The following is a 12,662-nucleotide window of genomic DNA, read 5'->3' on the forward strand; positions in this document are numbered from 1 at the left end:
TCCTCGCGGTAAAAAATGTGTTTCCGTCAAATGGGGGAAGTATTCGTAACTTGGGCTACCCACGCATGTTGGGCTGAGCTTGTAGATTGGGCTACGGTTTACCAGCCCAACACTCGGCCTCAACAAACGTTAACCTTATTCAAACGCCCAGTGTTGGGCTGATAAGGCGCAGCCCAACCTACGAACAAACTAATTATTCAGGCGAGAACAGCCTTAGGAGGACGCTCCAGCATGCGCGCAGGCACGGATGCAGGTAACAGGACAGGCTGTACCTGGGCATCATCATGCGCAGGTACAAATGCAGAAATGGAAGGAGCAGGCATGAGCGCAATACCCATGCAACAAGGGGAAGAAGACTTGCAGTGATCAGCCACTTTGGCTTTCACAGAATCTGAACCATGATCGCTAGCCTCAGCGACTGGCTGGCAGTGTTCATTGCTACTGGCAACAGAAACATTAGCCTGGACAGGCATATCCATGGCGCAACCCAACTTACTGGCGACAGCAAAGCCCTGCAGGGGCAGCAGTACCAGTAACAGGCAAGCAATCAATAAACGCCAGGATTTTTTCATGCGCAGAAGTTATCACAATTCGGGCTTTTCAACAAATGGCCAGCTCAAAGCCAGATCAACCCAGCATTAAATTAATCGCCAGCATCAGCATCACGATGCCGACCAGGCTATCCAGCACCCGCCATGCCACGGGTTTGGCAAACCAGGGAGCGAGCAGGCGCGCACCAAAGCCCAAAGCCGCAAACCAGATCGTCGCATTCAAGACGGCACCCACGGCAAACCAGTACTTGCCATTGCCTGGCTGCTGGCCACCTATGGCACCCAGCAACACCACCGTATCGAGATAGGTGTGGGGATTGAGCAAGGTCGCACCCAGCACTGCCAGTGCGGCCTTGCCAGCCGTCAGGCTCAGCTCCCCGGCTTCAGCGACCAGGCTTTGTTGGCTAGCTGCCGCCCGCAGAGAGCGCACGCCATACCAGATCAAAAACGCCGCCCCGCCCCAACGGGCTATCGTCAGCAAAACTGGCTGGCTATTGATCATGCCACCTATGCCCGCCACTCCGGCCAGTATCAGCAGCATTTCACACGCGATGCAGATCATCACCGTCAAAGCCACATGTTGTTTGCGCAAACCCATGCGCAAGACATGGGCATTCTGCGAACCGATAGCCATGATCAAACCTGCACTCATGCCCATGCCCTTGAGTATAAAAGCCAACATCATCTGTCTCCCGTTTGTCGATACAGGGAGTTTGGGCAAAAAAGGGTTTAATATGAAGTAAATTTAAAATATTTCCTATTTCATTAAATTTTCTTAATTTAATTAATTCTATGTGGCTTTATGTCTCTGTATTTGGTGGTTCTCCCCAGACTTATGAATCTATCTAAAGAAACATGCAAACAAGACTAGACAGCCGCCAATGCGAAGCCTTCCTCAGTGTCATTGACCATGGCAGTCTGGAACAGGCCGCGCAGGCCCTTAGCCTGACCAGCTCGGCCATTTCCCAGCGCATCAAGGCATTGGAGATGGAACTGGGCAATACCCTGCTGGTACGCAGCCGCCCCTGCCGCGCCACCACAGCCGGACAAAAGCTGGTACAGCACTTGCGCCGGGTGGCAGAACTTGAACAGGATTTGCAAAGTGAGTTTTCTGGCCAGCAAAGTGCCGCCATCAGCATTGCGCTGGGCGTCAATGCCGATAGTCTCGATAGCTGGTTACTGCCTGCCCTGGCAGAATTTTTGATCGCTGAAAATATCTTGCTTGAAGTGTTGATCGATGACCAGGATCACACCCATGATTTACTGGAAAGCGGCATGGTTCTCGGCTGCCTCTCTGCTGAACAAAATGCCATGCGGGGTTGCCAGGCGGTGCCGCTGGGCTTCATGCGTTACCATCCGGTTGCGAGCAAAGAATATTGCCAGCGCTGGTTCCCGCAAGGCATGACACGCGAAGCTGCAAGGCTGGCACCGGTGCTGACCTTCAACCGCAAAGACAAATTGCAAGCTCAGATTTTGCTCGAACATTTTGGACTACAGGAACATGCCTACCCTACCCACTATGTACCAGCAACGACACCGTATAACCAGTCGATTTTACTAGGACTGGGCTGGGGCGTGATCCCTGATGTCATGCTGGAAAATCTGGATCAGGACAAGCTGGTCAGGTTGATGCCAGCTAATCCTGTTGATGTGGCCCTGTACTGGCACCACTGGAAAGTGCAGACGCCGCGACTGGCGCGCCTGACCAATACGCTGGTGAAACAAGCCAGGGCAAGCCTCACTCAATTGAGTAAGACTTAGTGGAGGAAGCCTGCCTTATATTTCTGACCACATGCCTGACTTGTCAGCTTTACTGCTGCTCATTTCAACTACTGCAATTGCGTTTTTTCCCGCTGCAGATTAAGCAAGGCCTGACTGGTATACAACTCGGCAAACCAGGCATCGGCAAATAATTTACCTGCCGCTGCCTGTACTTCAAAATGGCTCAATACACGCCCCCTGCCAGCCTGGTAAGTCGCATCATCAACTTCACTGTATTCCAGCCGCACGGCCGCGGCATAAACATCATAGGTATCTGCTGCCTGGCCCAGTATCGCCAGGTCGACACCCAGCATGGCGTCTTTCAAAGGATGATTGACGTTGGCACTCTGGAAGTGATCTGTCACCCGTATCAGGTCAGCCACCTCCTGCGCATCTTGTGCATTTTTTGTATGCAGACCCGCATCCAGCCACAACCTGGCACTTTGCTCCTCATTCGACAGATCAGTATGTTTGTCGCCATAGACAGCATCATGGAACCAGAAGGCTTTTTTCAATATTGCTACGTCGGCCTTGCTGGCACCGGTATTGCTCGCCCAGGCAGAGATTTCACTCAGGCCATGCACCAGGTGATCCAGATTATGATAAGTCCGGCGTGCTGCGCCATAGGCATCATCACCGGTCAGATAATCAAACCAGTGGTCGAGTTTGCTGGCCTCAACACCAGCACCCTCCCAGAGTTTTTGCCAGTCAGTACGCAGCCAGCTTTTGATCCAGGCGATATAAGCGGGCATGGGCATGAATTTTTTTACCGTCCAGTGCCAGCCCACTGGCCCCTGCAAGGCCCGCACGAAACTGGAACTGACTGAGCCAAGATCACGCGGTGGCATGACAAAAATAGTCTTGGCACCATCAAGCACATCGACATTGGTTTGCTGTATCAGGTTTTCATAATCAAAGTCTGAAGTATTGCGTATGCCGCGCACCAGATATTCGATACCGTGGCGCTTGGCGGCGCGGGCCGTGTAATCACCCTTGACGATAACCACACTGACATTGTGCCAGCCGCATTCAGCCACGCTGCGCTCAATAATGTCCTTGCGTTCGATCGCATCAAACTGTGGTTTCTTGACCGGGTTTTCAGAAATAAAAACCACGACTTCATCTGCCAAAGCGCGGGCCTCTTGTATCACCCATAAATGACCATTGGTGATCGGGTCCAGAGTGCCAGAGAATGCGATTTTTTTCATTGTGTGCTCCAGTGCGACATAAAAGTAAGGTGTTGCTGCAAGACTGCCTGTTCCAGCTCCATGATGCTGCCCTGATTGATGATCTCGGCATCGGCGTATTCCCGGTACTGATCCAATGTGGCCTGCATATTGAAAACCTGCGTGATGTCAGTCTCAGTCCAATCAGAGTTACGCTGACGCACGCGTCGCAAACGAATTTGGGCATCAGCATGCACCAGCAAAGCGCTATCGTACATGAAGCCGCCAGGTTCATCAGGCAAGAGCGCGGTTTCCCAGATCACATACGGCGCAGTTTGCTGCACCGTCCATTGCCGCATTGCTGCCAGCACATGCGGTTTCAGCAGACACAGCAAGCGACGGTTGGCATGTGCATCATGCGTCAGCATCGTGCGCAAGCTGCCACGCCGCAAACAGCCATCTTCTGTCAACAGTTGCGGCAACTCCTGTGCAATTTGCTTCATTACAGGATGTTGCGGGTCTTGATGTATTGCTCTGGCAAGCAGATCAGTATCAATAACAGGCACGCCCAGTTGCTGGAAACTCCGGGCTGCACATGACTTGCCGCTGCCCATGGGCCCGGTCAGCAAGACCATGCGAACGGGTAAATGTTTGGCAGAAATGTCAGTCGGAGCTTGCATGTGAGTTGCTTTCAATATTTGGTTAATCAACCAATATTTGAAGCTTAATCCAGCAAAGCCCAAAATACAAGAAATTTTGGTTGTTCGACCAAAATTAAATATTAAAAAAATTCAATGCTGGATGAACCGCCTGTTTTATCCCGGGAAAAACAAATCCAAAGCAATAGCCTGTTCATTCTTGTTATAACTGACAATGACATGTCCGCCATGCAAATCGACGATAGCCTTGACGATGGACAAGCCCAGGCCATTTGATTCCGTATGGCTGTTGCGGGCGCTGTCGCCGCGGTAGAAGCGGTCAAACATTTTGTCCAGTTGCGGCTGCGCAATGGCAGCACATTGATTGACGATGCTGATCCTTGCCCCTTCGCTGCTGGCGATGGCTTTCACCTGTATCACCGTCCCGGCTTGCCCATGGCGTATGGCGTTAATGAACAGATTACTGAGTGCCCTCTGCAGCATCAAAGGATTGGCATGGACCATGCCATCAATACCATCAATGCCACCAACATCAACAGCAAAATGCATGCCGCGCTCTTGTGCCAGGATGTCGAAATAATCAATCAGCTTACCCATCTCTGCTGCCATTGATAGCGGCTCTTTTTCGAGCACAAAACCTGCATGATCGATATGAGCGAGAAACAGGATGTTTTCGATGATGCGCGCCAGCCGGGCATATTCTTCGAGATTGGATTCAAGCAGGCTTTCATACTCCTCCAGCTCCCTGGCCTGCGCGAGTGCCACCTGGGTCTGTCCCATCAGAATATTGACGGGTGTGCGCAATTCATGCGCCAGGTCTGATGAGAATTGTGAAAGTTGCCGGAAGCCTGCTTCCAGCCTGTCCAGCATGTTATTGCAGGCGAGGGCCAGCTTGCGCAAGTCTGGCGGCATGTCTGTTGCTGACAGGCGTAAGGACAGGTTTTTAGGACTGATCTGCGCGGCCTGACGGCTCATGGTCGCGACAGGCAAGAGGCCGCGTCGTAAGATCAGGTAACTCAACACGCTGGTCAGTAACACCGTCAATGCAACTGCGGCAATCACACGCAGGAGGTAAGTTGATAGCACAGCAGATTCTTGCGTCATCACATAGGCGGCGATGATTTCTACCTTGTCTTTATGATTGCCAACTTCTGCGAGGGCTGCGACCCAGCGTACCCGTACACCATCATCGCGCTTACCGTCTTGCAAGGCCCCCAGCGTTAATGGCACGCCGAGATCGACCGGCTTCATCGCTGGCGGTGACATAGCCCCGGGATTGACGTTGATGAAAGGCGCATCACCAAGCCTGCGAAAAATACGCACATCCTGTTCATTGCCGAGCATGCTTTCAAACAAAGTGGGGTGTGCCTCCATCTGCTGGATATTGTAGAGATCACGGAACAGGGTGCGGAAGTGCTCTACCCTGCCTATCAGGGTATAGTCAGCACGTTGCTCCAGAGCCTGTCTGGCCGAGGTATATAAATACATGCCCAGACTGCTCATGATGACAAAAACCAGCACAGAAAACAGTATGGTCGCGCGCCGGGTCAGGCTCCATGCATGCCAGAAGTTCATGGATTTTCCGCAAACATATAACCCACACCACGCACGGTGTGGATGAGTTTTTTCTCAAACGGCGCATCCAGCTTGGCGCGCAGGCGTTTGACGGCAACATCAACGACATTGGTATCACTGTCAAAATTCATGTCCCACACCTGGGATGCGATGATAGTGCGCGACAGCGCCTCACCCTGGTGCTTGATCAGCAGATGCAGCAACATAAACTCTTTACTGGTCAAGGCTATGGGTAAATTTTGACGGGTAACTTTATGACGCACGGTATCAAGCTGCAGGTCGGCGACCTGGTAGATATCCGCATCACGCCTGACGCCACGGCGCAACAGGGTACGGATGCGCAGCACCAGCTCAGTAAATGAAAAAGGTTTGACCAGGTAATCATCTGCGCCCAGTTGCAGGCCGCGTATCCGGTCATCGACATGGTCGCGCGCAGTCAGGAAGATGACAGGCATATCCTGCTTGCTACGCAGCGATTGCATCACTGTCCAGCCATCCAGGCCGGGCATCATCACATCGAGAATGATCAGTTCATAGCTTTGCTCCATGGCCAGATGCAGGCCATCAATGCCATTCCTGGCGAGATAAACGGCATAACCGGATTCGCGCAAACCCTTCTTAAGGTAGTCGCCGGTTTTCTGATCATCTTCTATGACTAGTATGGTCATTCGTGTTCCATATTGATTTGACCTGGTTTAGCGATTTTAGCATCTGCCCGGCACATGCCACGTTGATGAGGGTTCGCGGCTTATCAGACATGGATACCCGCCTGCGCGCACTGCCGCCCAGAATAATGTGTTGTCAAAAAATGACGAACAGATCCCCTCCCTTTCAAGGGGAGGGTTAGGGTGGGGATGGGTTTTTGCCGATCAACGGCAAATGAATTTACGTCAGAAATCCATCCCCATCCCAACCTTCCCCTTGAAGGGGAAGGAGCTTCAAGACATCACGAGATTTTCACGGTCTCACGACAAAGACGAAAATACCGAACCCTGAACAGGATCAAGGCACACTCACCAATGCCGCCTGCCCAGCATTCACAGCCCCATTGCCCTCCATGATAATCAGTCGCTGCGCCGGAATACCTGCATCAGTCTTCACCGCCTCCCTGACTGGGCCTATCATGGTCGAATTGGTCGCCCCTTTGACATCGGTTTTCAAGCGCCCGAGCACTGTACCCTGCCCTTCCAGATAAACCGTATACACTGTTTCTGGCTTGAGCTTGAACAAGGCCACTTCCAGCGCATCGACTATACCCAGATTACGCAACACGACAAAGCCCCTGCCCTCACCAATCACGGGTTTCAAACCTATGTTCACCGGTTCATTATTGCTGCGCGGGACCAGATTCATGGCACCATTGGTACCATCGGCACTCTCTACCACGTTAGACACATACACCAGCGCCTGCGGGGCCTGCCCACCAGCCATGTGGGCAATGACTTTATTGCTGGCAGTATCGATGACCTCAACGCCATCACCATTCTCCAGCCCGACATACATGCGGCTGTGATCGTCCGAGGCCCATATGCCATGTGGCAAGGCTCCGGTTGCAATACTGACCAGCAATCTGGGCTCTTTGTCTGTCGTGAATACCTTGACGACATTCTCACCGCCTATGGTTACATAAGCCAGGGTCTTGCCATCTATGTTGGCAAAAGCCAGGTGATTGGAAATAAAGCCAGTGTCAAACACGCCGTTCACTTCCAGCGTTTTTGTGTCGATCCGGGTGACTTTGCCGACGTCTTTGTGTGTCATCCACACTTCACTAAAGTCTGGCGTAAATTGCAAAAATGGTGAGAACGGGCTGACCACCTTAATACGCTTGATGACTTCATGCGTAGCCACATCAATCACATCGACCATGGGCGTGAAGCTCGATACCACAAACGCCAGCTTGCCAGCAGGATGGAATTGCACCATGCCCGGCCCCAGGTCAGTCTGTATGCGCCGCGTCTCCTTGAAAGTGACTGGGTCTATGACCGAGATATAGTCTTCACCACGCACAACCACCCAGACTTCTTTGCCATCCGCCGTAAAAAAACCTTCATGCGGCGAACGGCCTACATAAGTCGTACCCTTGACCTTGTTGGTGGCCGTATCAATAAATGCTACTGAGTTGGAACCATTGGATATCGCCAGCAAGGTTTTATGGTCTGGCGAAAACCCCATGCCATGCACATTGATCTGCCCCTTGTACAAGGGCGACAGAACATCAGGACGCGGATTACCGAGCCTGATCTGCCCGACCAGGGTATTGCTGGCGGGGTTGAATACCGAGATGGTATTGCTGTTCTGGTCTGCAGTGTAAACCCTGTCACGCGCTGAAGGCAGGGCCCAGGCTGTGTGTGCGATAAGAGTGCTTGCCGCAATCAATGCGAACGCTGATTTGTTTTTCATGATGATTTTTTTAAATGAGAGGAATAACCCAGGTTTTAAACTCTGGCGGGGTGACGACTGAGTCACAACTGAATAAGAACTGAGTGACACTATTTGCCGGCAGCCTGAGGATGCTGCTGTAACCAGAGTTGCATGAGTTTGATTTCGTTTTGCTGCTCAGCGATGATGCCCAGTGCCAGGTTCCTGACGGCCGGGTCCTTGGTATATAGTAAAACCGCCTTGGCCATATCGACGGCACCCTGATGATGAGGAATCATCATGCTCATGAAGTCATGCTCACTCTGGCCATTCATGGGCGCACACTTCATGCCTTCATCCATAAGCTGCATGGCATCATCCATCAGCGCAGCGAAGGGCTTCGCTGTGGTTGCCATGAAAGCTGGCTTGCTACTCTCAGTTTTATCACTGGCGCAATCAACCACCGCAGCACCATGGTGATGCTCATGTGCCAGAGCAGGCTTGAGGAGCAAGGCCAGGTTGATCAACACAGCAGCGCATACAAACATGAGCGGGCGACCTGCTCCCCGACTGAAACTGAAACTAAAACTATCAACGACCATCTTGTTACTCCCAGAAATTTTCATCTTCCATAAAACACAGGCTGCAGATGCATGTGTGACGATGGACAGTATGGAAGCACTACCAGAACAACAAGATGACGCGAACATGACAATTTTGTCAGAATGCAGCGAGCGCAAAACCAGGCTAACCAGCCTGTTTAGCATTTCCCGGCGTCCCCGACTATAGGCTCAAAAAATCCCCATCCCGGCTCCAGACATTTCTTTCAACTTCGTCATGTCACTGACATATTTGAAATATATTATCGCCGTCAATGTAATGCTGAGCCCCGCTTTATTTCACAAAAAAGGAGACGCCATGATTTCTGACAGCCGGAGACGGTTTTTGCAATTTTCTGCTGCGACAGCCGGTTCCGGCCTGTTACCCGGCCTGATACAGGAAGCACTCGCCGTACCGGCGAACAATCTCACTGGCACGCTGGCCGATGTTGGCCATGTCATCATCTTCATGCAGGAAAACCGCTCTTTCGATCATTACTTTGGCACCCTGGCCGGGGTACGCGGCTTTGATGATCCACGTGCCATCAGCCTGCCCAACGGCGCACCGGTCTGGCAGCAACCTAACCCGGCTGGCGGCAGTGTGCTGCCTTTTCATTTCGATGTCAGGAACACCAGCGCACTATCGGTCGGCACCAATCATTCGTGGAAAGGTTCGCAGCAAACCTGGCAGGCCTGGGATGCCTGGGTCAGGCAAAAGACGGTGCAAACCATGGGCTATTTCGACCGTGGTGACCTGCCGTTTTATTATGCGCTGGCCGATGCATTCACGATTTGTGATGCCTATCATTGCTCGGTGTTTGGTGCCACTGACCCCAACCGCTTGTATTCGCTCAGCGGTACCAACCAGGGCTGGCTAGGCAGCATGGGTAATCTGTACAACATTGATGCCAGGGGTTATTACAATGCTGAACCTGCCAATGACGACATCTCCAGCGTAACGACAGCCATCGCCCCCACATGGCAGACCTATGCAGAAGTGCTGGAAGCGAATCAGGTCAGCTGGAAGGTGTATCAGGAATGGGATAACTACGGCGACAACTACCTCGCCTATTTCAAAAATTTTCGTGTCAATGCTGACGGCAGCCGCTTGAACAGCAATTCGCCCCTGTATCAAAAAGCCCGTATATTGGCGCCAGGTGCCAGCGTGGGTGGTAGCAAAGGCGATGGTCTGGTCAGCGCCTTTGCCGATGATGTACGCAACCGCCGCTTGCCCCAGGTGTCATGGATATGTGCGCCCAATGACTATACCGAGCATGCACCCAACTCTCCAAATGCCGGTGAAAATCTGACGGCAAGACTATTGGCTGCCCTGGTGGCAGAACCCGAAGTCTGGGCCAAAACTGTCTTCCTGCTGATGTATGATGAAAACGATGGTTTCTTCGACCATGTCCCGCCAGATATTCCTCCGGTAACGACTGCCATGGGACGATCAACCCTGGCAGATAACGGCTACTATGAAAAGTCCGGCAATGAACCAGTAGGCTTGGGGCCGCGCGTACCCATGCTGGTGATTTCGCCATGGAGCAAAGGTGGCAAAGTCTGCTCCCAGTTGTTTGATCACACCTCAAAGTTACGCTTTCTTGAAGAGTGGCTGGTCAGTGGTCTGGGTAAAAACCGGGCTGCAGTCAGTTGTAACCAGATATCGCCATGGCGGCGCACTGTCTGCGGTGACCTGACGTCGGCATTTGACTTCAAGTCGCCTGACCAGAACTGGCCTGCCACCGTCCCTAAAACTGCCGCCTATGTGCCGGTTAATGGCAAGCCTTATCCGGTACCTCCAGTCAACCAGATCCAGCCGCAGCAAGAGTCTTATCAGGCGCTGCAGGGCCCACGCCCAGCCTGTCGCCTGTCGTATGAGCTGGCAGTACAAACCCGCCAGAATGCCAGCAAACAGCTTGAAGTCAGTTTCACCAACACTGGTACTACGGGCGCAGCCTTCATCGTGTACTCCAGAGCACGCACAGATGGCCCGTGGTATTACACTGTCGAAGCTGGCAAGCAGATACAAAAAGAAGTCTGGAACTGGAGCGGTGACAGTTATCACCTTGCTGTCTATGGCCCCAATGGCTTCATGCGCGAATGCCGGGGCAGCAGCACCGCCACAAACAGGCCGGAAGTGCAGACTATACATGACACTGTCAATGGCAAATTGGTGCTGACCCTGTCCAATACAGACAGTAATCAGACTTGCACGCTGATTATTAGCGACAATGCCTATGGCAGCATGTCAAGCATGCACACCCTGGTAGCCGGTCAAAGTTTGCGGCTCGACTATAGTCTGAACAACAGTTTTGGCTGGTATGACTTCAGTGTGAGCAGCAACAACGATGCTCAATTCCTGCGCAGGCTGGCTGGCCATGTCGAAGCAACGGCAAATAATAATTTTAACAGCCGTTGCGACCCCCGCATAGGCGGGAAACGCAGCACAGCCCGCCTCAGCAGCACACCACAGATAGCAAGAGGCAGCAACATCACGGTCACCTACGAGGTACCACAGGCACAGCTCAGCACAAAAAACTGGATAGGTGTATACGCCGCCGGTGTGGTACCAGGCACGGCCAATTCATTGGCCTGGCAATATGCCAGCAGCATGCAGGGCAATCTCACGCTCAATACAGCTAACCTGACCACCGGCAACTACATGCTTTGGTATTTATATAATGATGCTTATACAGCCCTGACCGCACCGCTGGCATTAACGATAGTGTAATGCCGGGGATGCCTGTCATTGAAATGTTGAGAATGGCAGGGATGGGATGCCTGCTTGCAAACTATCTTGGGGTTGCAAAAATATCGATGTGATCCACACCTGAGCTGACGAATGCATCCATGACTTTGTCGTGATCAGCACCGCAATGCTGGAGTGAACCATCCAAAGCAATCACGCTGATGTCATAAGCCAGAGTATCAAGGAACTTCAGATATTCGCGCCCATCGACACCACTGATAGCCGGCATTGCAGTAGGTGAAAACTCACTGATGATCGAAGGTTTGCAACGCTCCAGCAGATTACGCGCACCGAATAAAGCATTGTATTCGGCGCCTTCAATATCAATCTTGATGAAATCGACACCGCCATCAAGACCTCTGTAGTCGTCCAGCTTCATGGCGGCGACAGTCCGGCTAGCCCGCAACAATGTCATGTCATCACTCAAGGTCGAAGTAGTGCCGTTGCTGTATGAAGTATTCAACGATAACAAGCCACAAGATCTGCCTGCAGCAAATTGCAACACAGAAATTTGCGCGTATGAATTCAATTTCTTGCTTGCCTCCAGTAATTTGCAATTCTCGGCATTGGGCTCGACTGCAAACACTTTGCCAGAATCACCAACAAGACTTGCCGCCAATAAAGAAAAGTATCCAATATTTGCGCCTATATCAAGAACCCGCATTCCAGGCTTGACGTATTGCTTAAAAATACTTGTTACATGCGGCTCGTACGAAGCGTTTGCCATATGTACACCAACGGCATGATCGTCCAGGTCCACATAAATCCTGAATCCTTCGATCTGTCGTTCAGCAATATTTTGGGCCTGTGAAACCAATAAATTCCTGTTCTGAAACTCCACGGACTGAACATATGACTTGACAACTTTATCCAGATCCACGCCACTCATGCCGGAATGTCCCCGGCATTCTTCGGGATTTGGATTTCTCCCCAGAATCAGGCGAAAGCAATAATAAATATCGGCAAGTGAAGCGACTTTGGGAAAATGGTTGTCCTGATAATAATTTTCCAATACCAGCACATCCTGCGTCAAAGTCTTTTGACCAAATAATTTTTTTAAAAAATTCATTGAAATACTTCTCAAAATCGAGCCTGCGCTCAATCTAATCATCAGGCAAAACCCGAATCAGGTTAATTAAACAACAATGCAAAGATGAAACAATACATTATCAAAAATAAAATTACTTAGCAGAACGACACAATCCATTCTTTAGATAACAGACAATATTCGACATTCCACAAAG

11 protein-coding genes are annotated in these 12,662 nt (G+C 51.5%); 2 read left to right on the forward strand and 9 right to left on the reverse strand.

Translation table 11 applies throughout. The features are described 5' to 3' along the window. Positions 1–197: 197 nt before the first annotated feature. On the reverse strand, positions 198–572 hold the full coding sequence (locus tag ACO0LI_RS12750; RefSeq protein ID WP_423032856.1) for a hypothetical protein: 375 nt from the start codon (positions 570–572) through the stop codon (positions 198–200). Positions 573–627: 55 nt separating this feature from the next. Beyond that, positions 628–1,233 carry a LysE/ArgO family amino acid transporter gene (locus ACO0LI_RS12755; RefSeq protein WP_423032857.1) on the reverse strand — a complete coding sequence of 202 codons (606 nt, stop codon included), beginning with the start codon at positions 1,231–1,233 and terminating at the stop codon, positions 628–630. Between the two features lie 173 nt (positions 1,234–1,406). Between ACO0LI_RS12755 and argP the strand changes: the two genes are divergently transcribed. Beyond that, complete coding sequence (gene argP, locus ACO0LI_RS12760; protein ID WP_423032858.1) at positions 1,407–2,312, forward strand: HTH-type transcriptional regulator ArgP; 906 nt, start codon at positions 1,407–1,409, stop codon at positions 2,310–2,312. Positions 2,313–2,380: 68 nt separating this feature from the next. Here argP and coaD read toward each other — a convergent pair whose 3' ends face one another. The 6 genes from coaD to ACO0LI_RS12790 form a co-directional block, all read right to left on the reverse strand. Then, a complete protein-coding gene (gene coaD / locus ACO0LI_RS12765; protein ID WP_423032859.1) occupies positions 2,381–3,520 on the reverse strand; it encodes a pantetheine-phosphate adenylyltransferase in 1,140 nt (379 codons plus the stop codon). Next, the gene (gene coaE, locus ACO0LI_RS12770) at positions 3,517–4,158 is read right to left on the reverse strand and encodes a dephospho-CoA kinase (protein WP_423032860.1); all 642 of its coding nucleotides are present in this window, start codon (positions 4,156–4,158) and stop codon (positions 3,517–3,519) included. Before coaE ends, coaD begins: the two co-directional genes overlap by 4 nt. Positions 4,159–4,293: 135 nt before the next feature. Beyond that, complete coding sequence (locus tag ACO0LI_RS12775) at positions 4,294–5,712, reverse strand: heavy metal sensor histidine kinase (protein ID WP_423032861.1); 1,419 nt, start codon at positions 5,710–5,712, stop codon at positions 4,294–4,296. Further along, positions 5,709–6,380 carry a heavy metal response regulator transcription factor gene (locus ACO0LI_RS12780; RefSeq protein ID WP_423032862.1) on the reverse strand — a complete coding sequence of 224 codons (672 nt, stop codon included), beginning with the start codon at positions 6,378–6,380 and terminating at the stop codon, positions 5,709–5,711. Before ACO0LI_RS12780 ends, ACO0LI_RS12775 begins: the two co-directional genes overlap by 4 nt. A gap of 334 nt (positions 6,381–6,714) precedes the next feature. Next, complete coding sequence (locus ACO0LI_RS12785; RefSeq protein WP_423032863.1) at positions 6,715–8,112, reverse strand: YncE family protein; 1,398 nt, start codon at positions 8,110–8,112, stop codon at positions 6,715–6,717. 89 nt (positions 8,113–8,201) lie between these two features. Continuing rightward, entirely contained in the window at positions 8,202–8,672 is a 471-nt protein-coding gene (locus ACO0LI_RS12790) for a DUF305 domain-containing protein (protein WP_423032864.1), read from the reverse strand. A 316-nt stretch (positions 8,673–8,988) separates the two neighbouring features. Here ACO0LI_RS12790 and ACO0LI_RS12795 point away from each other — a divergent pair, with 316 nt between their 5' ends. Further along, positions 8,989–11,400, forward strand: coding sequence for a phosphocholine-specific phospholipase C (locus tag ACO0LI_RS12795; RefSeq protein WP_423032865.1), 2,412 nt, complete (start codon positions 8,989–8,991; stop codon positions 11,398–11,400). Positions 11,401–11,461: 61 nt separating this feature from the next. Here the strand turns inward: ACO0LI_RS12795 and ACO0LI_RS12800 are convergent, their stop codons facing one another. Beyond that, positions 11,462–12,487: an FkbM family methyltransferase gene (locus tag ACO0LI_RS12800; protein ID WP_423032866.1), complete on the reverse strand. Its 1,026-nt coding sequence runs from the start codon at positions 12,485–12,487 to the stop codon at positions 11,462–11,464. Between the last annotated feature and the right edge of the window lie 175 nt (positions 12,488–12,662).

Source organism: Undibacterium sp. Tian12W, from assembly GCF_049339405.1.
GTDB lineage: Bacteria > Pseudomonadota > Gammaproteobacteria > Burkholderiales > Burkholderiaceae_D > Undibacterium.